The organism is Pseudomonas sp. ADAK2 TE3594, from assembly GCF_053628675.1.
The window spans coordinates 3,261,319-3,286,140 of sequence record NZ_JBRJGV010000001.1; the positions used below are offsets into that span (position 1 = coordinate 3,261,319).

Here is a 24,822-nt window from a genome sequence, read left to right on the forward strand (position 1 = left end):
CTGGCACTCGTGCATTTGCAGGAGCAAGGCTTGCCCGCGATAGCGCTTTTGAGACCGCATCGCGGGCAAGCTCGCGCCTACAGGCAGCGGTCAGACGCTTGGGTTATTCGAGGCGTCGACCTCCTTGCGCGACAGTTCGATCATCCTGCTGTTGCGTGCCGCCGCCAGGTCAAAAAGCCTGCTCATCAATGCTGCGTCATCGGCGCTGTCACCCTCCTCCGACATTTCCGCCTCATCGAGCTTCCTGAACTCTTCCGGGTATTTTTCCTTGAGGTACGCCACCCAGTAATCACGCTGGATCAGGTCTTCAAAAAACCCGTCGGACTGTTCCGCATTGATGACCTCAACGCGAGCGTCAGCCAGTTGCCGCGGTGTGACACCCGAGGCGTACGTCATGTGCGTCGGCTGTCCCGGTAGCTCCAGGCCGTCGCTCCAGCCACTCGTCAGACCGATTCGATAACCCAGGCGCACTTCCGCTTCATCCCGACCGTTGCGCGCAACGGCTTTTGTCGCCAGTTCGTCTACCTTGTCCAGTCGGAAAAGTTGCCTGGACAATTTCAACAGTGCCTCACCCTTCACAGCCAGTCGCCCGGCGGGAACCTGGAGCAAGGCATTGTGCGTGAACACTTTGCTCTCCAGCCCACTGAAGGTGAGGATTCGACCATCGACACAGGTGCCATGGGTGTTGGAACTGGCGAACAGGACCTCTCTGAGTTCGGCGTTGCCGGCCGCCGCGTCCATGACTGTCCACACACGGCGTGTCAGGTCGGCATTCGCTACCCTGAACTCCTGCGTATCCTGCAATCGCGACAGTAAATGAAAGAACGCAGCGTTGTCCGGTTCGGCCGCGAGTTGATTCCAGACGAGCGTTTTGCCGGACAGGTCCTCGGGCGAAGCATTGGCCAGCCACGGCGCACTTTGGGCAAAATCCGGTGGTATCTCGGGCAGGCTTTCATCGGACTCGAAGCTTTCACTTTCACCATCACCATCACCGCTGGCTTCGGCAATCATGTCGTCAAGATCAGTAGGCGACAGCCCCAGCACCGTTTCGCGAGTACCTGCCTCGCGGTAATCGCGGAGTCGCTCAAGACTTTCAAGCGCCACATTGTAGTTTTCGCTCAGGTCCGTGCCGGAGATCAGTGCATCATGGCTGCCATCCAGAGCCTCGGCAGGGATCGTAGTGATGTCATTGCTGCTCAGGTTCAATGCGCTGAGATGGTTGGCGTCCAGCACGCCTTGCGGCCATTCGGTCAGGTTGTTGTGACGCAGATCGAGCGTCTCCAGTCGCTCAAACACGGCGACATCAAAGTCGTCCAGGGCGTTGTAACCCAGATCCAGCCATTGCAGGTGTTCCAGCCGGTTCAACGCGGCATACAAATGCCCGGTATCGCTGAAGCGGTTTGCGGAAAGCTCCAACCGCTCAAGGTTGCCCATGCTCTGGATGGGCTCAGGCAACGCTTGCAGACCATTGCCGTTGAGTTTCAGGGATTTCACTTGGGTAAAGGCCTTGAGAAAGCCATCCGACCCTTGTTGGGACAGCCTTACACCCGTCAGGTCCAGCGTGTCGACGTGGGAGAACACGGTCGGCAATTCGGGAAGATCGCCCAATTGCAGACCGTTGAGATTCAACGCCTCGCCCATCGTGCCTCCCGCGCCATTCAGCCCTTCGCGCCAGCACTCGAGGATTCGCATGGCAGCCACCCGGCGACTTTCCGCCGACACTCTCCATCCCGCGCCGCTAGACTCCCGCGTATACAACCAACCATTCAATTGGCGCGTCAGCGTTTCGAACGTCTGGTCCCATTCGTCAAGCCGATCGATGATGTGTACATCCGTTGCTCCGCTTGTGCGCATCTGCTCGATTGCTTGCAACGCTTCATCGTCGGCAAGTGCCGGATTCAATCGTTGCAGGCGTTTTGCCAACAGCTCGCTGCCTTCGCCTACAGGGATTGGCGGCACGGGCAGCAGATGCCGGGCGATGGAGAAACCGCTTTCGGTCGGAGGGAAAGTGGCCGACACCTCTTCCAGATCGAACCTTTCCAGCGAGCCGGCCGGCAGGCCTTTGGCAATCTCGATGCGCTGGCGGGCCGCTTTCAGCGCCGCCATGGCTTGCGGGGTCAAGGGTATGCCGGTCAGCTGACTCTTGAGCAGCACGTCATCCGCAAGCTCTGCCGGCAGCGAAGAAATATGGCTGCCACGCAAATCCAGCCAGGCCAACTGCAGCAGATCCTGCGTTCCCGTTGGCCATTGCCGCAGGTCCGTGCCCCGCAAGTTCAAGGTCTTCAGGCGAGACAGGCGACTGACGTCCAGCGCGTTCAGCGGGTTGTTGCTCAAGTCCAGGGATTCGACTGCGCGCAGGCCATCGACCGCGAGCTGCACCTCAGGACCGACGACGATCCGGTTGCCGGAGAGGTCCAGACGGGTCAACTTCACAAGATCGCCCGCTGCAATCGGCACTTCGCGCAATTCATTACCACTCAGATCGAGGGCTTGCAGCTCGGTAAACCCTCGAATAAAGCCGCGGAACTGTTCAGCAGGCGCCTGCACCCCTTTCAAATAAAGTCTTTGAACATGATCGAAGGCACCGGCAGGCAGTTGGGGAAACTCACTGAATTGGACTTTCGGCAAATCAAGCGCCGTGGCATCGCCAGTCGAGCCGTAGCGCTTGAATGCACCGTTGCGCCAGCACGTCCTGATGAAAGCCGCCGCCCATGACCTTCCTATCACTTCCTTCAGATCCATTTTCTGCTGCATCGCACGACTGGCCCAGTCGTTCAGTTGCCCATCCAGTACACGGAACTGTTCGCTCAAGGCGTCCACTGCTGCAAACCTTGCTTGATGCCCCTGCCATTGCTCGACAAAACTGTTGTACAAGCTCATGGACGGCTCGTTCATGCCGTCAGCCAGCCGATTCAGTTCCCCCCGGCAGTAATCCCTGACCATCTCCTCTCGATCAATGAGATGTTCGGGGTGATTGCTGACGTACTCATACGCCGGCTTGAAGTTTTCACGGACGAACTTCGACCAGTCCAGCGATAACCCGGACCAAAGATTTTCATGCCCTTCGAACACTCCGTCGGGCAATGTCCTGATCCCTGTGCTTCTGAGATTCAGGCGTACCAGGTGCGGTAGCTCAAGCACACCTGCAGGCCATTGATACAGCGAAGGTGCCAGCACCTCCAGGCTGCGCAGGTTGCGCATGCGGCTGACATCCAGTGCCAGCGGCGCGAAACCAGAGGAGTAAACGCTGAGATCTTCAAGCGTCGTCAGCGCACTCAATCGCGTCGGCATATCCACCGCGTAGGGCACCGCCGAAGACAGGCTCAGCCCCGTGAGGTCGGGCATCCCGCTCAACGCTTCGGGCACGTTGGTCAACGCATCGCTGGTTGAATTGATTCGCAGGCGTTTCAACTTGGGAAACGCGCCCAGCAATGCATCGACATTGGCGTCCGTCACACACTGCCCCCACAGCAGCAGCCCATCCACGTGTGAAAAATCTGCCGCCAGTGAAGGCAGCGGGTCGTCACACACCACTTCCAGTGAACGCAAAAGCGGCTGCTCCTCGGCCAGCGGTGCATTGCGCCAGGCCTGCTTGATGTTTCGCGCAGCAGCGGCCTTGCCTCCTAACAAAGTGCGCAACATCGACTCGGACGCTGGCTCGCTAACCCATTGGTCCAGCACGGTCTCAAGCTGCTGCCACTCACGCATGCGCGTCTGCAAATGGCTGAAAATCTGTGCGTCGCTCTTACCTTCTCGCAACTGCTTGAGGATGAATCCATTGGCCTGCTGATCGGTGAGCTGCGGATAGACATCCCGTACGCGAGTCACCAAAGACGGATTCAGCCCTTGCCCGCGTCCGCTGGCGTAGTAACCCACGGTGCGCTCCGTCACTCGTACGGGTGGCTTGAACGTCTTGTTCCTGCCCGAACGTGCCTCCAGCCGTTGCGCCAATTCGGCTCGATGTTCGATGGCCGAGTCGATCATTGCCCCCTGCAAATCAGCGCCTTGACTGACGTGTGGAACGCCCAGTGCCCGGCGCGATTCGTCGGGCAAGGCGTGCATGATCGAGGCAAAAAAGTTATCGCCCTGCGAGGGCACACTATTGAGTGCCTCGCCATGCTCGTCAAACGCCTGGTAGACCGGCCCCTTTTTGACCACATACTTGCGGCTCGCGGCGGTCTCGCTGCCGATGCCATCGATCAGCGGGCCGTTGATGTGGCCGTCGCGAATCTCCAGGCGCACCTCGCCGGACCAGCCCGGCAATTTTTCCAGTGCATGCAGTGCGAGCCATTTACTGTCGGCCGAGGCCATGCGCTCCAGGTGCAGACCGGCAAAGGCCTGACTGACACGCCCCTGCTGCGCATACCAACGGGCCTCCTCGAGTATTCTCAACGGAACTCGACGCGTTGTTTTCAGGCGCGTGAGTTCTTCCGCACTGGCATCCAGCAGCACCCGCTGTGCAGCGGTTTCGCCTAGTCCCGGACATGTTCGCTGCAGTAGGGTGATGACTGGCTCACTGCTGACCTGCTCGCTGGCCTCAGCCCGCCCGACATCAGCCGCGAACAGCCGCAAGGCGTCAGCCAGATCAGGCGGTGGAGGCAAATGATCCAGGTGCATTTTGCGCAAGGCATTGTCATTGACACCAACAACGTCGGCGATTTTGAGCAACTGCCCATCGGTCAACGCCTCGGTCACATGGCCCATGCGCCGCAGCAGCGTCAGACGATCCCACTCAAGCGGACGCTCCAGTGTATGGCGCCAGGCACCGTGGCCGTTGTGCTCGAGTATTGGCTGATAGGCATCTGCGTCGGCCGGATGTTTGATGCGCCATTTTTTCAGCGGCTCATCGTAGGTTGTTTCATAGACCTTGCCTGCCTGGCGGATATAGGTCTTGCCGTTTACCCGATGTTGTCCCGATGAGTCAGGGCTGGAGTTGCGACCCAGCGCAACGTCACTTTCATAGGCGCCCAGGTCTGGCCTCCATAGACGGGTCTGGCCATTGGGTCGCTTGATTTGCTCCAGGCTCTCGATCACAGGTTCAGGCTTCACCGCTGTCAGTTTGCCCAGCCCTTTGCCCACGCCCGCCATCACGCCGATCAGCGCCAGGTTTTCTGCCACATCGATCAGATGTGCCTTGGCTGCGTTGCGATCGCCCTCACTCCACTCGATCGCCCCCTCCAGGGATTCGTACAACAGTTGACCCGCCATCACCGTCATCATGACCTCGCCCAACACCGGTACGAACATTGACACCATGTTCAATGCCAGCATGCCGATTTCCAGCAGATGACTGAGTTTTTCCGCGCGCACTTTCGCATCGACATCCGCAGTGGGAACTGCATGGCTGCGCGCATCGGCAATGACCTTGTCGCAGTTTTGTTCGTAGAGATAGGTCCACAGATCAATGTTGTCAGCCCAGATGCCGGCAGACCCTTTGCGCAGAACAGCACCGGGGTTGAGATAAGGGTCGTCGACCGGTTCCCGATTGCCCTGCCGTTCGGGAGGCAGCTCTTTAATGCGCGCGACGGTAGAAAACGGCGGAATGAACTGCACGACTTTCCACCAGACGGAATGCAAGGGATCAGCAGGCGCGTCCGCGGCTTTACGAGTGAACTGGCTAAAGTAGTAAGGACGGTCAGCGTAGGCCACGAATTGGCTGAAAAAGCGTTGGTAGGTGGTCACGCCCCCTGCACTGGAAGCTGATGCATCCCGGGCCGTAAATTGGCGCGTGAACGCTTCACGCATTTGCGAAGGCGTGTAGCGCTTGAGCGGGTGGTGCGGATCATGAGGAATGTAAACAATGAATTCATCGGTGTAGCGATATTTCTCACAAATACTGAACACCACGCAGCCTGTCATTCTGTGTTTCATCAAACTCAGGTCGCGAAACCAGACTTGTTTGTTGCCCTGCCAGGGATGAACGTCCCCATCAATAACCGACAGGATCATTTCGTAGTCTTTGCGCTCGATGTCCTTTTTCAGCAAGGCCAGTTCGGCAGCAGCCCTCATCGCCTCTTTCTGGCTGGTAATGAATTGCTGGCGCAGTGTCGTTTCCGACTGCACATCCGTGGGCTGAAAAAATGCCTTCACGTAAGTCTGATACTTCGCTCCGATATCCAGACGACGACACAGTGTCAGGAATTGACTCACCGTCAATCCAACAGTAACTAGCTGGAATGTGCCGGGTGTCGATGTTTCTACCACGAAGCCGGATTTTTTATGAAAAGCCCCCTGCTCACACTCGGCAGCTTCAAAGTTATGCAACGCGGCCTGCAACAGCGAAAGCTTCATGACCTCGAAATTTGCAACTTCAATTTCGAGATCACTGATTTCCAGTGGTCGCCTGAGGCATACCAAGGTTCGGTTGACGTCTACGTCTGCACCGAACTGATCCTTCAGTGCCTTGATCAGCAACGGTTCGGCGAAGCTATCGATGTCCTGAAGTGTCGACATCGTCTTGTCCAACCGGGTCTGTGAGGTAAAACTGGCGTTGAAACGTTCTCTCAGTGCCTGCTGTTGCGTGAGGGATGCACGCTGATACCAATCTGGCAGACGCGTGCCGGTATTTTTCATCGCATGACGTCTTGCTGGCGTGGCATTAACCAGCCATTCGGGAGCCATCTGCTCAAGAAGCTCGCCATGAATACTGGTTCTCTCTGAAACCCGTGGCTTTAACGGCACGAGTGGGGTCTTCGTCGTGGAAGATGAAGATGGGGGCGTGGCGGGCATAGTGTCTCTCCTGATAAATGGAGCGACAGAACACCATTTCAGGAAAACGCATCTGCGGTAGATAGTTATCGCTATACCGACAAGTTGTTACGAATGACTTCGATCCGGGCGAGCCTGCCACGGCACGAATCGTCAAATTGGCTATGCTTTGGGGAGATACTTTGAGACGAGGGATTTATGGACGATCCAGTCGACAACAACAAACCGCCGACCTTCTGGCAGATGCTGCACAGCGTCATGGCGGCAGCGTTCGGGGTACAGAGCGGGAAGAACCGGGCCCGGGACTTCACTCACGGCAAGCCCAGTCATTTCGTGATTCTGGGGATTCTGTTCACGGCAGTGTTCGCGTTGACGCTGTTTGGCATCGTCAAACTGGTACTGCATCTGGCGGGGGTTTGAGCCTGATGCCAGTCAGTCAAGGACTTGAACACCGCAGCCCCTGTGGGAGCGAGCCTGCTCGCTCCCACAAGTTGTGCACCTTAACTGACTGGCATTAGGGATTGAGCCGCTTTTTGAACGATTCAATGCATCAGGGCTTGCAAGCTGAACGGGTAGCGATACGACGTCGGTCGCCCCTTGGCCGAGAGCTTTTGAAAGTCCACGCCGTAATCCTGAGTGGTACTCAAGGCCAGCAGTCGCCTGGCTTGCGCGCGATCGATCAGCTGCAACAACGGAATCTGCCGGTCACGCCCACCGTACTGGCTGACATCCACCCCCTGATCGTAGTCATGCAGTTGCACCAGGGCCCAACCCCCCAGAGTGAAGTGCCCGCCCAACAGCACACTCAACCGCCCTTCCAACAGCGCCTGTAACGCGGTCGGTGAATTGTTGACGGCGCTGAACAGCACGTCCTTGCCGGGTTGGCCGCCCGTTTCGGCGTAGGCCTGCATGGCGCCAAAGGCCATTTCATCGTTGGCCGACCAGACCAGCGACGTGTGCGGATAACGCTTGAACAATAACCTGGCCTGTTCATAGGCGCGCTCGCGGGTCCAGCCGCCATAGACCAACTGGCGCAACCGCACTTCAGGGTGTTCGGCCAATGCCCGCATCATGCCCTTCTCACGCTGTTGCGCGGCTGGGGTGAGCTTCAGGCCGGAAAAGGCCACAAGGTCAATGACTTCACCGGGTGCGATTGGGCGATGCTGGCGAATCAGCTCCTTGAGCATCAAGTAGCCGCCCTCCTCGTTATTGGGCACCAGACTGCCCAGCCAGTCGGGGTACTTGTCTGGTTGGGCGCCGAGCAGGCGCACCTGGTCCGGGGTCAGGCCATTGTTGACCAAAAACAGCTTCACACCGCTGCCTTGAGCCAGACGCAGGATTTCGGGCGCGACGGACAGTTCGTTGACGAACACCAGATAATCCGGTCGATTCGACCCTTGCAGGGCTTCGCGGGCCTGCTTGAGCGTGATTTCAGCGTTTCGCTCGGCATACTGGATGTGCAAATCCATGCCCAGGTCCTTGGCTGCGGCCTGCATGAACTGCGAGTAACTGACCCAGAACACCTCTTGGGTAGTCCCGGGATTGAGGAACAATACGGAAGCCGCCTGGGCACACGGTCCCAAGACCGTACCAAGCGCCAGCACAACACCACAGATGAACTTCAACATTAAACGTCCGAGCCCCCGAAAATCCGCTGCGCATTATAGCCAGCGAAGTTTCTGGAACGGCGCTTATTCCGGCTTTTGCCCGACAATCGTCGGCGCCGGGCCCGGACGGGGTCGTTTATTGATGGCTGACCCAGAACACCGCTGTGCCCACGACCAGGATAATCAGGAACAAAATCGCCCAGGCATCGACCGTGCTATCGCTTTTCCCTGCTTTGGTTGGGTTGCTCATTGCATCGCCTCTTGTCGGTTTTATCGGTGATTGCATAAAGACTCGAGCACAGTTAAGACGATGATTGCCCGCACCACAAATGTGGGTTTTGCACCTATGAGTTTCATTAGTCGTTTTGGTTCTTTGCATATACTCAAACATCACTTTTGCGCATAACTGCAAACTGGTATCTTGCGTCGGCTCCGTTGGGAGTGCGCGGCCGTGCGCGCAGAATTGCCGAGGCTGTATCGGAGACTTCAGCAAGCGAAAAACGCAACTGGATCCGACCGGCCCAAGCCTGAGAACAGGACTTATATGTACGTATACGACGAGTACGATCAGCGGATCATCGAGGACCGCGTCAAGCAGTTCCGTGATCAGACCCGACGCTATCTGGCAGGCGAGCTGAGCGAAGAAGAATTCCGCCCCCTGCGCCTGCAAAATGGCCTTTACATCCAGCGCTTCGCGCCGATGTTGCGTGTCGCGGTGCCTTACGGCCAGTTGACTTCGCGCCAGACGCGAATGATGGCCAAAATTGCCCGTGACTACGACAAGGGCTACGCCCACATCAGTACCCGGCAGAACGTGCAGTTCAACTGGCCGGCGCTGGAAGACATCCCGGACATCCTGGCTGAACTGGCGACCGTGCAGATGCATGCGATCCAGACCAGCGGCAACTGCCTGCGCAACGTCACCACCGACCAGTTCGCCGGTGTCGCGGCCGACGAGTTGATCGACCCGCGTCCATGGTGCGAAATCGTCCGCCAGTGGACCACCTTCCACCCGGAATTCGCCTACCTGCCGCGTAAATTCAAAATCGCCATCAACGGTTCGACGTCCGACCGTGCGGCCATTGAAGTCCATGACATCGGCCTTGAGCCGGTGCATAACGCCGCGGGCGAACTGGGTTTCCGTGTGCTGGTCGGTGGCGGCCTGGGCCGTACGCCGGTGGTGGGCGCATTCATCAACGAGTTCCTGCCATGGCAAGACCTGTTGAGCTACCTCGACGCCATTCTGCGGGTCTACAACCGCTACGGCCGTCGCGACAACAAGTACAAGGCGCGGATCAAGATTCTGGTCAAGGCCCTGACGCCTGAAGTGTTCGCGCAGAAAGTCGACGCGGAAATGGAACACCTTCGCGGTGGCCAGACCACGTTGACCGACGCCGAAGTGCATCGCGTGGCCAAACACTTCGTTGATCCGGACTACAAGTCCCTGGACAACCAGACGGCCGAACTGACCGAGCTCGACAAACAGCACCCAGGCTTCGCCCGCTGGCGCACCCGCAACACCCTGGCGCACAAGAAGCCGGGTTATGTGGCCGTGACCCTGTCCCTGAAGCCGACTGGCGTTGCGCCGGGCGACATCACCGACAAGCAGCTCGATGCCGTTGCCGACCTCGCCGATCGTTACAGCTTCGGCCAACTGCGCACCTCCCACGAACAGAACATCATTCTGGCCGATGTCGAGCAGAGCCAATTGTTTGCCCTGTGGGGCGAATTGCGCGAGCAAGGTTTCGCCACACCGAACATCGGTTTGCTGACCGACATCATCTGCTGCCCGGGCGGCGATTTCTGCTCCCTGGCCAACGCCAAGTCGATCCCGATCGCCGAGTCGATCCAGCGCCGCTTCGAAGACCTGGACTACCTGTTCGACATTGGCGAGCTGGACCTGAACATCTCTGGCTGCATGAATGCCTGTGGTCACCACCACGTCGGCCACATCGGCATTCTCGGGGTGGACAAGAAAGGCGAAGAGTTCTACCAGGTGTCCCTGGGTGGCAGCGCCAGTCGCGATGCGAGCCTGGGCAAGATCCTCGGCCCGTCTTTCGCACAGGAAGCCATGCCTGACGTGATCGAGAAGCTGATCGACGTGTACATCGAACAACGTACCGAAGACGAACGTTTCATCGACACCTATCAGCGTATCGGCATCGACCTCTTCAAGGAGCGCGTCTATGCAGCGAATAATTAAGAACAACGAAGTCGTCGACGAAACCTGGCACTTGCTGCCGAAAGATTTCAACATCGACGAGATCAGCAACTGCGACGACCTGATCGTCCCGTTGCAGCTGTGGCGCGAACACAGCCGTATGCTCAAGGCCCGCGATGGCGGCCTGGGTGTGTGGCTGGATGCCGATGAAGAAGCCGAAGAAATCGGTGACGACGTGGATAATTTCCAGGTCATTGCCTTGAACTTCCCGGCCTTCACCGATGGACGCAACTACTCCAACGCCCGCCTGCTGCGCGACCGTTACGGTTTCAAAGGCGAATTGCGGGCGATTGGCGATGTGCTGCGCGACCAGTTGTTCTACCTGCACCGCTGCGGTTTTGACGCGTTTGCGATTCGCGCCGATAAAGACCCGTACGAAGCCCTTGAAGGCCTCAAGGACTTCTCGGTGACCTATCAGGCTGCTACCGACGAACCGCTGCCGCTGTTCCGTCGCCGCTAAGTACGCGTACAACAAAAAGCCCTGAATCGGACATCCGTTTCAGGGCTTTTTTGTGTCCGGCGTAAACGATGGCCGGAAGATGTTTACCAGAAGCGTTGCTGGGTCAACCGGCTCCACCAGTTCAGCAACACGCGATCAACCGAACCGCTGGCCGCGATACCGATGCGCTCCTGCAGGCTTTTGCGTTCGGCGTAATGCAAGTGATAAAGCTCGGACTGCTTGGCTCGTTCGGCAAGGTATTCATCACTGGTCTTGAGTTCATCCACCAGTTGCTTGTCCAGGGCCGAGACGCCTAGCCAGATTTCACCCGTGGCCACTTCATCGATGGCCAGTTGCGGGCGATAGCGGGAAACGAAGTTCTTGAACAGCTGATGGGTGATGTCCAGGTCCTCCTGGAATTTCTCCCGGCCTTTCTCGGTGTTTTCGCCGAATACGGTCAGGGTGCGCTTGTACTCACCGGCCGTCAGTACTTCGAAGTCGATGTCGTGTTTTTTCAACAGGCGATTGACGTTGGGCAACTGCGCCACCACGCCGATCGAGCCGAGGATCGCGAACGGCGCACTGATAATCTTCTCGCCGATGCACGCCATCATGTAGCCGCCACTGGCCGCGACCTTGTCGATGCACACGGTCAACGGCACGCCGGCGTCACGAATTCGCGCCAGTTGCGAAGACGCCAGGCCATAGCTGTGGACCATGCCGCCGCCGCTTTCCAGGCGCAGCACCACTTCATCCTTTGGCGTGGCGAGGGTCAGCAGCGCGGTGATTTCGTGGCGCAGGCTCTCAGTGGCCGATGCCTTGATGTCACCGTTGAAATCCAGCACGAACACCCGTGCTTTGGCCTCGGGTTTCTTCTTTTGCTTTTTCTCGGTTTTAGCCTGGGACTTGCGCAGCGCCTTGAGCTGATCCTTGTCGAGCAAGGTTTGCTCCAGGCGTTCGCGCAGCCCTTTGTAGAAATCATTGAGTTTGCTGACTTGCAGTTGGCCGGCCGGCTTACGCCGACCTTTGCTGCGCAACGCCGCAAAACTGGCCAGGACCACCAGAATGGCGATCACCAGAGTCACGGTCTTGGCCAGGAAAATGGCGTACTCGAACAAAAGCTCCACAGGGACTCCTTCAATCAATGCGCGGATTGAACACGCGCGGGATACCTCCAGCATACCCATGCGCTGGCCCGGCGACCAGTCATGAAACCTTTGGCAACAGGCCTGTAACGGGCATTTCAAACAAGCGTATGTTTTTTCATTGACAGCTCACTGTCATCCTCATAACCTCGCCAAACCTTCAACGTACCGGGATGACGCGGACGTGGGCAGCATCTACTTGATTCGACATGGCCAGGCCTCCTTTGGTGCAGACGACTATGACGTCCTGTCGCCGACCGGTATTCGCCAAGCAGAACTCCTCGGCCAGCACCTGGCCGAACTCGGTGTCAGCTTCGATCGCTGCCTGTCGGGCGACCTGCGCCGCCAGCAACACACCGCCAACAGCGCGCTGGAACAGTTCGCCGCCGTCGGGATGCCGGTGCCGGTGCTGGAAATCGATTGCGCCTTCAACGAATTCGACGCCGACGCGGTGATCCGTGCCCTGCTGCCGGCCATGTTGGAGGACGAGCCACACGCGCTGGATATCCTGCGCAACGCCGCACAAAACCGTGCTGAATTCCAACGCATCTTTGCCTTGATCATCGAGCGCTGGCTCGCCGGTACCTACGACACACCGGGCCTGGAGAGCTGGCTGGGCTTTGTCGAACGCGTGCAGGCCGGTCTGCATCGATTGCTCGAACAAGCCGACAATACCCAGAAAATCGCCGTGTTCACCTCCGGCGGCACCATCACTGCCCTGCTCCACCTCATTACGCAAATGCCCGCAAAGCAGGCCTTTGAACTGAACTGGCAAATCGTCAACACCTCGCTCAACCTGCTCAAGTTTCGTGGTCGCGAGGTGGCCCTGGCTTCCTTCAACAGTCATGCACACCTGCAACTGCTGAAGGCCCCGGAACTCATCACGTTTCGCTGAGTCCGGATTATTGTGACCCTGGCTGTAATCACCCAGCTCTTATTACCCAAGAAAGGATCGAACCATGACCTCCGTAGCTGATGCCGTACAAGCAATGAAAGCCAAGTTCAACCCAGCCGCTGCTGCCGGTCTGGACCTGGTATTCGGTTTCCGCATCGACGACACCAAGCACTTCTCGCTGATCGTCAAAGACAGCACCTGCGAACTGCAAGAAGGCGAGAATCCGGACGCCCAGGTCACTCTGGTAATGGACGGCGAAACCCTGGAAGGCATCGTCGACGGTTCGACCGACGGCATGCAAGCGTTCATGGGTGGCAAACTGCGCGCTGAAGGCGACATGATGCTGGCCATGAAACTGTCCGAGCTGTTCCCGGCCTAAGCACGTCGCTCCCGTCTTTCGGGAGCACGTCTGGCTGCAAACGAATCCCGCCCCTCGTGGCGGGATTCGTCGTTTTCGCCCTCGGAAAACGGCTATCTGTGGATTTGCCGACTATATTCCTTCTGGCCGCATGCGTCAGACATCGGCTGTTTGCCCTCACTTCTTTTGGAAGAATTTTGTGGAGAGCACTGCCATGAGCCCACCTGACGACCGCGACGGATTCAACCGTCGCCGTGTACTGCAAGGCCTTTCGGCAGGCGCCGTCGGTGCCTGGGTCAGCCCACTATTCGCAGGGAGTAAAACCATGCCCGATGCCCCGGCCGATCTGATTCTTTACAACGGACGCCTGCACACCGTCGACCGCAAAAAACCTCAGGCCAGTGCCGTCGCGATCAAGGACGGACGCTTCGTAGTGGTCGGCAGCGATGCCCAGGCCATGGCGCTGCAAGGCCCCGGCAGCCAGATCATCGACCTGCATGGCCGCACGGTAATTCCCGGTCTCAATGACTCTCACCTGCACTTGATCCGTGGCGGTCTGAACTACAACCTTGAACTGCGCTGGGAAGGCGTGCCGTCCCTGGCCGACGCCTTGCGCATGCTCAAGGATCAGGCCGATCGCACGCCGACGCCGCAATGGGTGCGGGTGGTCGGTGGCTGGAACGAATTCCAGTTTGCCGAGAAGCGTCTGCCGACGATTGAAGAACTGAACAAGGCCGCGCCAGACACCCCGGTGTTCGTCCTGCACCTCTACGACCGCGCCCTGCTCAATCGCGCGGCGTTGAAAGTGGTCGGCTATACCCGCGACACGCCGAATCCGCCGGGTGGTGAAATCCAGCGTGATGCCAATGGCGACCCCACCGGCATGCTGATCGCCCGCCCCAACGCAATGATCCTCTACTCGACCCTGGCCAAGGGACCGAAGTTGCCACTGGAGTATCAAGTCAACTCGACCCGTCAGTTCATGCGCGAACTCAACCGGCTGGGCGTCACCAGCGCCATCGATGCCGGCGGCGGTTATCAGAATTACCCGGACGATTATCAAGTCATCCAGCAATTGGCCAAAGACCAACAGCTCACGGTGCGCATTGCCTACAACCTGTTCACCCAAAAACCCAAGGAAGAGCTGGCCGACTTCAAAAACTGGACCAGTACCTCTCAGTACGGCCAAGGCGACGACTTCCTGCGGCACAACGGTGCCGGGGAAATGCTGGTGTTCTCGGCAGCGGATTTCGAAGACTTCCTCGAACCTCGCCCCGACCTGCCGCAAACCATGGAGCAAGAGCTGGAACCGGTGGTCCGCCACCTCGTCGAGCAGCGCTGGCCCTTCCGCCTGCATGCCACCTACAACGAATCCATCAGCCGCATGCTTGACGTGTTCGAGAAGGTCAATCGGGATATTCCGTTCGATGGCTTGCCGTGGTTCTTCGATCACGCCGAAACCATCACCCCACAGAACATCGAACGGGTCAAAGCTCTTGGTGGCGGTATCGCCATCCAGGACCGCATGGCGTTCCAGGGCGAGTACTTTGTCGACCGTTACGGCGCGAAGGCGGCCGAAGCGACACCCCCGATCGCGCGCATGCTGGCCGAAGGTGTGCCGGTCGGCGCTGGCACCGATGCCACGCGCGTGTCCAGCTACAACCCCTGGACCTCGCTGTACTGGCTGGTCAGCGGCCGCACCGTCGGCGGGTTGGCGTTGTACCCGCAAGGCTTGAGCCGAGATACGGCGCTGGAACTGTTCACCCACGGCAGCGCCTGGTTTTCTTCCGAACAAGGCAAGAAAGGCCAGATCAAGGTCGGGCAACTGGCTGACCTGATCGCGCTGTCGGCGGATTACTTCCACATCGAAGACGAAGCCATCAAATGGATCGAGTCGGTGCTGACCATTGTCGACGGCAAGATCGTCTACGGCAGCGTCGAGTTCGAAAAGCTGGGGCCACCACCGATTCCGGTAGTGCCTGAATGGTCGCCGGTGGTGAATGTGCCGGGACACTGGAAACCACTGGCGCCGCTGACCGCGCAAGTACATCAATGCATGGGCGCTTGCGCGGTGCATGCCCACAGCCATGAACGGGCGCGGTTGTCGTCAGCGCCGGTCAGCGATTTTCAAGGGTTCTGGGGGGCGTTTGGCTGCTCGTGTTTTGCGTTTTGAACCACAATTATCCAAGTGCCACCGACCTAATGTGGGAGCGAGCCTGCTCGCGATGGGGGGTTAACATTCAACAGTGATGTTGGCTGTCAGTCCGCCATCGCGAGCAGGCTCGCTCCCACATTAAATCGCTATTCAACCTTCTGTCCCGAAACACCCACTGACACAAGATTGACCTCGATCAGTTGTTCCCCACCGCACAATCACTACTATCGCGCTTCCATCGAAGGCCACGGACGGCTCATTGGGAGCCTGCGGCCCGTTATTCTCAAGGAAGAGTCAATCATGCGGTCATTGAAAATCATTCTGCTGGCGTCAGCGTTCAACGGGCTGACCCAACGGGCCTGGCTGGATTTGCGTCAGGCCCGCCACTCACCCAGTGTGGTGCTGTTCACCGATGAAGAGGCGGTGTGCGAGCAGATCGAACACTCAGGCGCCGATCTGGTGATCTGCCCATTCCTCAAGGATCGGGTACCGCAACAGTTGTGGAGCAACCGCCAGCGTCCCGTGGTGATCATTCATCCAGGCATCGTCGGCGACCGTGGCGCGAGTGCGCTGGACTGGGCGATCACCCGCGAACTCAACCGCTGGGGCGTGACCGCGTTGCAAGCGGTGGAGGAAATGGATGCCGGGCCGGTCTGGGCCACCTGTGAGTTCAATTTGCCCCAGGGCCTGCGCAAATCCGAGTTGTACAACGGGCGCGTCAGCGATGCGGCGATCACTTGCATCCGCGAAGTCGTGGAAAAATTCATCGCCGGTTTCGTTCCGGTGCCCTTGGATTACAACCAACGCCATGTGATTGGCCGCTTGCAGCCGAACATGAAGCAAGCCGACCGATCCTTCAGCTGGCACGACAGCTCACACTTCATCAAACGCTGTATCGACGCCGCCGACGGCCAGCCCGGCGTATTGGCGAGCCTGGCCGGCGGTCAATATTACCTGTATGACGCTCACCTGGATTCGCGCAGCGGTACGCCGGGGGAAATTCTCGCGGTGCATGACGATGCGGTGCTGGTGGCGACCGGCGACACCAGCCTGTGGATCGGTTCACTGCGACACAAACCCCGGCCCGGTGAAGAAACCTTCAAACGCCCGGCCCGGCACGTGCTCGCCGAACAGCTGACGCAGATCCCGACCCTGGATTGGTCGATCGCCTCCCGGCCCTTCAACAACGAGTCCTATCAACCGATCCGCTACCGTGAGTCGGGGCATGTCGGTGAGCTGACCTTCGAGTTTTACAACGGCGCGATGAGCACCGAACAGTGCCAGCGACTGGTGGAGGCCCTGCGCTGGGCCAAGTCCCGGGACACCCAAGTGCTGCTGATCAAGGGTGGGCGCGGCAGTTTCTCCAACGGTGTGCACCTCAACGTGATCCAGGCCGCAGCGGTTCCGGGGCTGGAAGCCTGGGCCAATATTCAGGCGATCGATGACGTCTGTCAGGAATTGCTCAGCGCCCGGCAACTGGTGGTCAGCGGCCTGACCGGCAATGCCGGGGCCGGCGGCGTGATGCTGGCACTGGCGGCCGATATTGTCTTCGCCCGGTCCGACATCGTGCTCAATCCCCATTACAAAACCATGGGACTGTACGGCTCCGAGTACTGGACCTACAGCCTGCCCCGCGCCGTCGGCCGGGCAATGGCGGAAAAACTCACTGAAGACTGTCTGCCGGTCAGCGCCACTCAGGCCTTGCAGTTGGGTATGGTCCAGGAAATCGGTCCGCGCTGTCCCGACGAGTTTGGCCTGTGGTTGTTACAGCGGGCCAATGGTGCGTTGAGTGATCCGGCGTATCAGGCGGTGCGTGAGCGCAAAAGCCAGCTCGAGACTCAGCTGATGCAGCACTGTCGCAATGCCGAGCTGGAAGAGATGCAACTGGACATGGTGCAGAACCGCAAACAGTTTGCCGAGAAATGCCGAAATTTTGTGTTCAAGCGTAGGGTGTGTGGCACGCCGCAGCGGTTGGTGGCCAAATGGGCGGCTGTTCGGGATGTTGAATTGGCCGGGTGATCGGTAGCGCCTGCAAAAGATCGCAGCCTGCGGCAGCTCCTACAGGATTTGTGTTCGCCCGATATTTCACGGCGTGCGCGATTCCAATGTAGGAGCTGCCGAAGGCTGCGATCTTTTGATCTTGATTTCTATCCGCTGACGGCGCCTGCTCTTACAATGCCCGCACCTCCCGCATCGGCCTGCCCATGGACATCGACCTCGCCCGCACTTTTCTGGAAATCGTCCGCCACGGCAGCCTGGCCGCGGCGGCTGAAAAGCTGCACGTCACCCAGACCGCGATCACCGCCCGCGTGCAAAAACTCGAAAGTCAGCTGGGCAGCACGCTGTTCGTGCGCAACCGCGCCGGTGCGCGCCTGACGCCGAACGGTGAGGCCTTCGTGGTGTACGCCAATCAACTGGTGCAAACCTGGGAAGCGGCACGCCGGGACTTGCCGCTGCCCGAAGGCTACCGCGACGTGCTGCACATTGGCGGCGAGGTCAGTCTGTGCAACCCGTTGATGCTCAGCTGGGCCGGCGAACTGCGCGAGAAAATCCCCAGCCACGCCCTGCGCATGGAAATCCGCGACGGCGAAAACTTGCTGCGTCAACTGGAGCTGGGGGTGCTGGATGCCGCGCTGGTCTATCAGCCCGAGTACTGGCCACGCCTGCAAGTCGAGCAGGTGCTGGAAGAAAAACTCATCCTGGTACGCCTGGCCGGACAACCCGATCCTTACGTGTATATCGACTGGGGCCCGGACTTCCGTCGTCAACACGATGCCGCGTTGCCGGAAAAGGCCAAGGCAGCCTTGAGCTTCAACCTCGGCCCGCTGGCCTTGCAATACATCCTGGAGAACGGCGGCAGCGGCTATTTCCGCACCCGCGTGGTCCAGAGCTACCTGGAAAGCGGCGTGCTGGAGCCAGTGCCCAAAGCTCCGGAGTTCAGCTATCCGACTTACCTGGTTTACTCCCGGGACCGCGACTCGGCGACCTTGCAACGAGCCTTCGATTTGCTGCGCGAAGTGATCAAGACGGACGACGACTGGTCCCAGCGCTGGAACCCCTTGACCTGACGCCAGGCGCCTTGCACCTGAGCATGGCGTTTGTGCCCTCAAGGTTCAGCCAGCCTCTGCGGTGGGATCGGCTAATCTGCTGGTTATAACAATAACCACAGGTGCACTCAGTGAGGCAGACCACCGAAGCATTCCGCGCGCGCTACCGTGCCGACATTCATCCGCTCTACAACCCTTGGTTGCATGGCGTGTTTGTGCTGCTGTTCGGGTTGCTGGCCATCGGCGCGTTCTGGAACACCGTGCATCAGGTACACCCCCTGGAATGGCTGTCGGTGCCGCTGACCCTGTTGTTCTTCAACTTCGGCGTCTACGTCGTGCATCGGCATCTGGGGCACCATAAAAAGCGCTTGGCGCGAATGTTCTACGCCCGTCACGCCGGTGACCATCACAGCTTTTTCACCCCTGGCCACATGACCTACGACAGCGCCCGGGACTGGCGGGTGATTCTGTTTCCGGCCTGGCTGATTGTGTTGCATACCCTCGTCATCACCGCGCCTGCCTGGTGGCTGCTGGCACAGCTCAACGGCAACGTCGCGGGGTTGTTCGGCGGCTGCATGGTCCTCGGCTACCTGACTTATGAAGTGTTCCATGCCTGCGAACATCTACCGCCCGACAACCCGCTGACACGTCTGCCGTGGATTCGCCAGATGCGCCGCCTGCACGAACTGCATCACCGCCGTGAGCTGATGCAGGAGCGCAATTTCAATATCGTTTTTCCACTGATGGACTACCTGTTCGGCACCCTGCACTGGGAACCGGAACAAGCGCCTACGCACCTGACGAGAACGCCCACCCGCCTGCAGCACGTGATCGACATCGCTGGAAATCCGCTCGCCGTGCTCGCCTACGCCAGCACGGCGACACGTTGGCCGGAGTGGCATCCGTCCTCCCTCAAGGTCGATGGCCAGGGCGGCCCGTTGTATGCCGGGGCGCGGTTCGAGGAAGACATTCGGGCCGGCGGGCGTGAGGGGCATTTGCGCTGGGAGGTCGACGAATACCTGCCCGGTCGTCGCTGGAGCGCTCGGGCCCGGGGCGATCATGGACTGTCGCTGGTGGTGACTTACGAGTGCGAGGCTTTTGGCGACGGCACGCGGTTTGTCCGCACCCTGGAATATTGCTTCAGCGGTGTGGTGATGCGCATCGCCAATCGATTGTTGCTCAAGCGGCGCATCGAGCGTGAATCAGCGCAATCGATGTTGGCATTACGCCAAATGGCGCAAAAACATCTGGCCTCGACAGGAGTCACCGCGTGAGAGCCCTCAAGTTTCGGCATTTATTGTTGCTGTTGATCATTGTGATTGGCGGCTTCTTGTTGTTATTACCCACCAAAGTCCAGCCGATCGCCTGGACACCGTCACCGGCGCCCTCCCTCATCGATGGCATCTACACCGACAATCAGCGCCTCAAAGGCGTAGAACGTGTCGGTGCCGCTGACATCGACGGCCCGGAGGCGTTGCTGCTGGAGGAAGACGTCCTGATCACCGGTCTGCATGACGGCCGGTTGATTCGCACCAGCCTCGACGGCAAAACCACCAAGGTGCTGGCCGATACAGGCGGCAGACCATTGGGCCTGGCGCGGCACCCCAATGGTTTGCTGGTGATTGCCGACGGAGTCAAGGGTTTGCTGTCGCTCGATGCTCAGGGCCGGTTGATTGCATTGAGCACCACGGCCAACAACGTGCCCTTTGGTTTTACCGATGACGTGGTCATCGACAAGCCCGGGCATTACGCCTATTTCAGCGATGCTTCCAGCCGTTGGGGTTACGGCAAGGATGGCGAGGCGATCATCGAGCACGGCGGTGACGGCCGATTGCTGCGATATGACTTCCAGACCGGCAAAACGGTGGTCCTGCTGGAGAAACTGGAGTTCGCCAACGGCGTGACCCTGGGGCCTGACGATGCGTTTGTGTTGGTCAACGAAACCGGCGCCTATCGCATCAGCCGCTATTGGCTGACCGGACCGAAAGCCGGAACCCACGATCTGTTCATCGACAATTTGCCAGGGCTGCCGGACAACCTCGCATTCAATGGTCGCGACCGTTTCTGGGTGGCGCTGTATGCACCGCGCAATGCGCTGCTCGACGCCACGGCGCCCTACCCTCTGGTACGCAAAATGATCGTGCGCGCGCTGACGGTCCTGCCCAAACCGGTGGAGAAACGCGCCTTCGCCCTCGGCCTGGACCTCGACGGTAAAGTAATTGCCAATCTGCAAGACGCCAGCAGCGGCAACTACTCCCCCATCACCACCGTGCGCGAGTATGGGGACTGGTTGTATCTGGGATCGCTGAAAGCGCGGCACATGGCGCGGTTGCCGTTGAGCACGGCGTTGCAGCCGTAACGGTGATCAACCTGTGGGAGCGGGCTTGCTCGCGAAGGCGCACTGACATTCAACATTGATGTCGACTGGCATGGCCTCATTCGCGAGCAAGCCCGCTCCCACAGTTGATCGGGGTTGCCGCGAGATTTGCGATCAACACTCGTGAATCAACGCGGATCCATCTCACCATCGCGTACCGAATTGCCTGTCTCTTCGCGCACTCGCTCCGGGTCGATGCCAGTGACGTCATCCGGCTCCAGAGGCGTTATGTCCTCATTGTCCGGCAATTCATCAATGCCCGGTTCATCCTCGGGGTTGACGGTGGTGCGGCCCGGGCTCAAGGGCTCGGGATGTGTCGGGATCGGGTCGTAGCCGCCCTGTTGTTCACTGGGGTACTTTTGTTTATGGGGAAAGGCTGGATGGGGCATGAGGCACCTCGCATGGAGCCGTAACGTCGGGCTCTGATCGTTCGAGGTGCCGGTATTTATCCCCGTTCCAATTTTTCAGTCACCGGTCGTCGGTGGCTTGGTACAGAGTGTCAGGACGGCGTCTGGAGTCGTTCAACTATCTTGTTCTTGACCTGCACGCGCTTCTCTTTGAGCTTCTTCAATGCGTCATCGCTGGGCGCATCTGATTGTGCGGACTCGGCCTTCAACACCTCCGCGTCTGCCTGAGAATATTTGTTGATCAGTGAATCCAGTAACGGATCCTTGGTGCGTTTTTGCTGGATCTCTTCCTTTGAAAGTTTCAGATCCTGATACAGATCATGAGTCACCGGCATGGAACACCTCCGTTTGTTAATCGGTAGCAAACGCGATCGATTGCGCTCACCAGCTATCAGAATGGCCTTGCTTACCGTGTTCTGTCGACCGTCTATCAGACCAGCGGTGTCCGTTCGTCGTCCTGTCGCAAACGCGATAAAACCTTTACCCGAGCGCTCGCCTCCATTGAATAACGATCACCCGGATCGTCCATAAAAACCTGTGTGGAGAATGATCAATGGACGGCTTCAATCTGCGTCACCTCGCCCTGGTCGTTGCCTTGAGCACCAGCATGGGCACAGCTTTCGCCGCCGACTCCAACGACTTCGTCGATGACGCGGTCGCGGGCGGCATCGCGGAAGTCGAGACCAGCAAACTGGCCCTGGAAAAAAGCTCAGCGGCCGACATCAAGGCGTTCGCCAATATGATGATCACCGATCATTCCAAAGCCAATCAAGAACTGGCGGCACTGGCGAAAAAGCATGACATCGAAGTACCGGACACGACGACGATGGTTAAACAGGCCAAGGAAAAAATTCTCGATCTGCGCGATGAATCCTTCGACACAGCCTATGCCAACAATCAGGTGAAGGCTCACGAAGAGGCCATTGAACGGTTCAAGAAAGAAGCCAATACAGTGACGGACGACAAGACCAAAGGCGCCACCGACCTCAAGGCTTTCGCACAAAAAATGTTGCCGGCGCTGGAAAAACACCTGGATATGGCGAAAAAACTCCAGGCGGCTCATCCCGACAAATAACCCCCACAGGAACAAGGCTTGCCCGGTGATCGCTCATCGCGGGTAAGCCTTGATGCCGGTCGGTTAGCCCTGTAGGAGCGAGGCTTGCCCGCGAACAAGATCCCCGCGGTGTATCAGGTACCTCGCGTCATCGTTCTTCGCGGGCAAGCCTCGCTCCTACAGGGGCGATCGCATTACAGCCTACAGGTCTCAACCACCCAGCACGCTGCGGATCATGCTCAACAGCGCTGCAGGGCCATAGGGTTTGCTCAGCAGATAAGTGTCGGGGCTGAGTTGGTGATTGCGCGAAATAATGTCCCAGGTGTGGCCGGAGGTAAACAGCACCGCCACCGGAGGATTCTGCACCTTGGCCCAGGCGGCCAGGTCCGAGCTTTTGATCAGGCCGGGCATGACCACATCGGTGAAGATCAGGTCCACCGCCGCGCCATCGAGCAACATCTGCATGGCCAGGTCACCGTTGGCCGCGGTCAGCACCTGATAGCCCTCTTCATGCAACAAGTCGACCGCCGAGCCACGCACCGCTTCGTTGTCCTCGACCACCAGAATGGTTTCGTGCCCGCCACGGTGCTGCGGATCATGGCGCGTTGTTTCACCGGGCAACGAGCGCAAGCTACGCGGGAAATACAGCTGCACCCGAGTGCCCTGCCCGACGACGCTGGAAATCTCGATATGCCCGTCGCTCTGTTTGACGAAACCGAACACCATGCTCAAACCCAGGCCGGTGCCTTGGCCGTCGGCCTTGGTGGTGAAAAACGGTTCGAAGGCCTGTGCCAGCACTTGAGGCGGCATGCCGACACCCGTATCAGCCACCGCGACGCAAACATAGTCGCCGGCGACGATGCCCTTGCCTGCGCAAAATTTGCGGTCGAGGACAATGTTCTCGGCGCTCAGGGCAATGGTCCCCTCGCCGTTCATGGCGTCTCGAGCGTTGATCGCGAGGTTGAGAATGGCGTTTTCCAGTTGATTGCGGTCCACGTAGAGATGCCATGGATCGTCAGGCGCCGTCACCTTGATCTGGATAGTCTCCCCCAGCGCCCGCTGCAACAATTCTCCCAGGCCTTCGAAGATCTGCCGTGGATCGCAGACCGCCGGCGATAAAGGCTGACGACGGGCGAATGCGAGCAATTGCGACGACAATTTGGCACCGCGCTCGACCGCGGCAATCGACGCACTGACCCGGCGTTGCACGTTGGCGTTGTCCGGTTCATGACGCGCCAGCAAATGCAGGTTGCCAGCGATCACCTGCAACAGGTTGTTGAAGTCATGGGCCACGCCGCCGGTGAGACCGCCGATGGCTTCGAGTTTCTGTGACTGACGCAGCTGCTCTTCGGCCGCCAGCCGCGCTTCGACTTCGTTGGCGACTCGCTGCTCCAGGTTGCGGGTGAATTTGAGCAACGACTCTTCAGCGGTCTTGCGTTCGTGGATATCAATCAATACCCCGGGAAAGCGGAACGCCTCGCCTTGCTCATTGAACTCGCAACACCCGCTGGCCAGCACCCACAGGTAACTGCCATCGGGGCGCAGAACCCGGTATTCGGCGTTGTAGGGCACGCCGGTTTCCACCGACTGATTGATCCGTTCCTGAACCCAACTGCGGTCGTCGGGATGGATCTGCATTTCGGCGATGAGCGGTGGCAGGTTGGCCAGGTCCTGGTCAGGCGGATAGGAAAACGTGCGGGCAAAGCGTTCGTCGGCAGACAGCACATTAGCCTTGATGTCCCAGACGAACGAGCCGAGCAAAGCCCCGGCATTAAGAGCCAGGCGAACTCTTTCGTTGTCGGCGCGATAAGCGCTTTCGGCTTCCTGGCGGCGGCGCTCGGAAATCACATGATCAGTGGTGTCGACCACCATTGCCATGACCCCGGCCGGGTGCCCGTCATCATCGGCGACGGGGCTGTAGTAAAGATCCATCCAGACGTCTTCGGGTACGCCATCACGCAACAGCACCAGGGCTTTGTTGTGATAGGACAAGGTACCGCCCGCAAGGCAGGTATCCACCACATGCCGATTGAATTCGGCGACCTCTGGCCAGCCCAACTCCACCGGAGAACCCAGCAGGTAAGGATGGCGCCCACCGGCAAATCTCGAGTAGGCATCGTTATAGATCATGTAACCGGGCTGGCCCCACAGCATCACCATCGGCAGGGGTGAGGCGAGCAATAATTGCACCGCGCTGCACAGGCTCCCAGGCCAGGTATCGATGCTCCCGAGCTCCGTCAGGCTCCAGTCGAACGCGCGAATGCGTCCGGCCATTTCGCCGCTCCAGCCGGTACATCCGTGGCTATTGTCTAGAAACTGCATCGACTGGCCTATGTCCTGTGGATGACATGTTTTCAGGCAGTGCAACGGCGTGAGGAGACGGTGCGTGCCCGTTTGTTTCGAGCACCG

General features: G+C 59.0%; 17 protein-coding genes. 11 read left to right on the forward strand and 6 right to left on the reverse strand.

Annotated features, from left to right (window positions below; genetic code table 11):
• Positions 1–90 precede the first annotated feature (90 nt).
• The gene (locus AB7M22_RS14305; RefSeq protein WP_454186789.1) at positions 91–6,729 is read right to left on the reverse strand and encodes an NEL-type E3 ubiquitin ligase domain-containing protein; all 6,639 of its coding nucleotides are present in this window, start codon (positions 6,727–6,729) and stop codon (positions 91–93) included.
• Between the two features lie 177 nt (positions 6,730–6,906).
• Here AB7M22_RS14305 and AB7M22_RS14310 point away from each other — a divergent pair, with 177 nt between their 5' ends.
• Positions 6,907–7,128: a DUF2970 domain-containing protein gene (locus AB7M22_RS14310; RefSeq protein ID WP_223485208.1), complete on the forward strand. Its 222-nt coding sequence runs from the start codon at positions 6,907–6,909 to the stop codon at positions 7,126–7,128.
• Between the two features lie 122 nt (positions 7,129–7,250).
• On the opposite strand, the gene AB7M22_RS14315 is transcribed toward AB7M22_RS14310, so the two are convergent.
• Positions 7,251–8,336: an ABC transporter substrate-binding protein gene (locus AB7M22_RS14315; protein ID WP_454186790.1), complete on the reverse strand. Its 1,086-nt coding sequence runs from the start codon at positions 8,334–8,336 to the stop codon at positions 7,251–7,253.
• A gap of 523 nt (positions 8,337–8,859) precedes the next feature.
• On the opposite strand from AB7M22_RS14315, the gene AB7M22_RS14320 reads away from it, so the two are divergent.
• Together AB7M22_RS14320 and AB7M22_RS14325 are read left to right on the forward strand one after the other, a co-directional pair.
• Positions 8,860–10,518, forward strand: a complete 1,659-nt coding sequence (locus AB7M22_RS14320; protein WP_454186791.1) for a nitrite/sulfite reductase — start codon at positions 8,860–8,862, stop codon at positions 10,516–10,518.
• Positions 10,502–10,996: a DUF934 domain-containing protein gene (locus AB7M22_RS14325; protein WP_401171260.1), complete on the forward strand. Its 495-nt coding sequence runs from the start codon at positions 10,502–10,504 to the stop codon at positions 10,994–10,996. The genes AB7M22_RS14320 and AB7M22_RS14325 overlap by 17 nt, the downstream gene beginning before the upstream one ends.
• Positions 10,997–11,079: 83 nt before the next feature.
• On the opposite strand, the gene sohB is transcribed toward AB7M22_RS14325, so the two are convergent.
• Entirely contained in the window at positions 11,080–12,102 is a 1,023-nt protein-coding gene (gene sohB / locus AB7M22_RS14330) for a protease SohB (RefSeq protein WP_454186792.1), read from the reverse strand.
• 202 nt (positions 12,103–12,304) lie between these two features.
• On the opposite strand from sohB, the gene AB7M22_RS14335 reads away from it, so the two are divergent.
• The 7 genes from AB7M22_RS14335 (at position 12,305) to AB7M22_RS14365 (ending at position 20,934) form a co-directional block, all read left to right on the forward strand.
• On the forward strand, positions 12,305–13,015 hold the full coding sequence (locus tag AB7M22_RS14335; RefSeq protein WP_454186793.1) for a histidine phosphatase family protein: 711 nt from the start codon (positions 12,305–12,307) through the stop codon (positions 13,013–13,015).
• A 64-nt stretch (positions 13,016–13,079) separates the two neighbouring features.
• Positions 13,080–13,394, forward strand: coding sequence for an SCP2 sterol-binding domain-containing protein (locus tag AB7M22_RS14340; protein ID WP_007898209.1), 315 nt, complete (start codon positions 13,080–13,082; stop codon positions 13,392–13,394).
• A gap of 304 nt (positions 13,395–13,698) precedes the next feature.
• The gene (locus AB7M22_RS14345; protein ID WP_454188812.1) at positions 13,699–15,546 is read left to right on the forward strand and encodes an amidohydrolase; all 1,848 of its coding nucleotides are present in this window, start codon (positions 13,699–13,701) and stop codon (positions 15,544–15,546) included.
• 282 nt (positions 15,547–15,828) lie between these two features.
• A complete protein-coding gene (locus AB7M22_RS14350; protein WP_454186794.1) occupies positions 15,829–17,547 on the forward strand; it encodes a hydrogenase maturation protein in 1,719 nt (572 codons plus the stop codon).
• A gap of 185 nt (positions 17,548–17,732) precedes the next feature.
• Positions 17,733–18,596 (forward strand): LysR family transcriptional regulator, encoded by an 864-nt coding sequence (locus AB7M22_RS14355; protein WP_007898206.1) that lies wholly within the window; start codon positions 17,733–17,735, stop codon positions 18,594–18,596.
• A 110-nt stretch (positions 18,597–18,706) separates the two neighbouring features.
• Positions 18,707–19,849, forward strand: a complete 1,143-nt coding sequence (locus tag AB7M22_RS14360; RefSeq protein WP_454186795.1) for a sterol desaturase/SRPBCC family protein — start codon at positions 18,707–18,709, stop codon at positions 19,847–19,849.
• The gene (locus AB7M22_RS14365; protein WP_454186796.1) at positions 19,846–20,934 is read left to right on the forward strand and encodes an SMP-30/gluconolactonase/LRE family protein; all 1,089 of its coding nucleotides are present in this window, start codon (positions 19,846–19,848) and stop codon (positions 20,932–20,934) included. The genes AB7M22_RS14360 and AB7M22_RS14365 overlap by 4 nt, the downstream gene beginning before the upstream one ends.
• Positions 20,935–21,080: 146 nt before the next feature.
• Here AB7M22_RS14365 and AB7M22_RS14370 read toward each other — a convergent pair whose 3' ends face one another.
• Positions 21,081–21,341: a hypothetical protein gene (locus AB7M22_RS14370; RefSeq protein ID WP_454186797.1), complete on the reverse strand. Its 261-nt coding sequence runs from the start codon at positions 21,339–21,341 to the stop codon at positions 21,081–21,083.
• 110 nt (positions 21,342–21,451) lie between these two features.
• Entirely contained in the window at positions 21,452–21,694 is a 243-nt protein-coding gene (locus tag AB7M22_RS14375; protein WP_454186798.1) for a hypothetical protein, read from the reverse strand.
• A gap of 218 nt (positions 21,695–21,912) precedes the next feature.
• Here AB7M22_RS14375 and AB7M22_RS14380 point away from each other — a divergent pair, with 218 nt between their 5' ends.
• The gene (locus tag AB7M22_RS14380) at positions 21,913–22,434 is read left to right on the forward strand and encodes a DUF4142 domain-containing protein (protein WP_454186799.1); all 522 of its coding nucleotides are present in this window, start codon (positions 21,913–21,915) and stop codon (positions 22,432–22,434) included.
• A gap of 189 nt (positions 22,435–22,623) precedes the next feature.
• Here the strand turns inward: AB7M22_RS14380 and AB7M22_RS14385 are convergent, their stop codons facing one another.
• The gene (locus tag AB7M22_RS14385; protein ID WP_454186800.1) at positions 22,624–24,735 is read right to left on the reverse strand and encodes an ATP-binding protein; all 2,112 of its coding nucleotides are present in this window, start codon (positions 24,733–24,735) and stop codon (positions 22,624–22,626) included.
• Between the last annotated feature and the right edge of the window lie 87 nt (positions 24,736–24,822).

Bases quoted from the DNA above. Each gene is read 5' to 3' on its own strand.
- AB7M22_RS14305 (WP_454186789.1), bottom strand. From the start codon at position 6,729: ATGCCCGCCACGCCCCCATCTTCATCTTCCACGACGAAGACCCCACTC.
- AB7M22_RS14310 (WP_223485208.1), top strand. From the start codon at position 6,907: ATGGACGATCCAGTCGACAACAACAAACCGCCGACCTTCTGGCAGATG.
- AB7M22_RS14315 (WP_454186790.1), bottom strand. From the start codon at position 8,336: ATGTTGAAGTTCATCTGTGGTGTTGTGCTGGCGCTTGGTACGGTCTTG.
- AB7M22_RS14320 (WP_454186791.1), top strand. From the start codon at position 8,860: ATGTACGTATACGACGAGTACGATCAGCGGATCATCGAGGACCGCGTC.
- AB7M22_RS14325 (WP_401171260.1), top strand. From the start codon at position 10,502: ATGCAGCGAATAATTAAGAACAACGAAGTCGTCGACGAAACCTGGCAC.
- AB7M22_RS14340 (WP_007898209.1), top strand. From the start codon at position 13,080: ATGACCTCCGTAGCTGATGCCGTACAAGCAATGAAAGCCAAGTTCAAC.
- AB7M22_RS14345 (WP_454188812.1), top strand. From the start codon at position 13,699: ATGCCCGATGCCCCGGCCGATCTGATTCTTTACAACGGACGCCTGCAC.
- AB7M22_RS14350 (WP_454186794.1), top strand. From the start codon at position 15,829: ATGCGGTCATTGAAAATCATTCTGCTGGCGTCAGCGTTCAACGGGCTG.
- AB7M22_RS14355 (WP_007898206.1), top strand. From the start codon at position 17,733: ATGGACATCGACCTCGCCCGCACTTTTCTGGAAATCGTCCGCCACGGC.
- AB7M22_RS14370 (WP_454186797.1), bottom strand. From the start codon at position 21,341: ATGCCCCATCCAGCCTTTCCCCATAAACAAAAGTACCCCAGTGAACAA.
- AB7M22_RS14375 (WP_454186798.1), bottom strand. From the start codon at position 21,694: ATGCCGGTGACTCATGATCTGTATCAGGATCTGAAACTTTCAAAGGAA.
- AB7M22_RS14380 (WP_454186799.1), top strand. From the start codon at position 21,913: ATGGACGGCTTCAATCTGCGTCACCTCGCCCTGGTCGTTGCCTTGAGC.
- AB7M22_RS14385 (WP_454186800.1), bottom strand. From the start codon at position 24,735: ATGCAGTTTCTAGACAATAGCCACGGATGTACCGGCTGGAGCGGCGAA.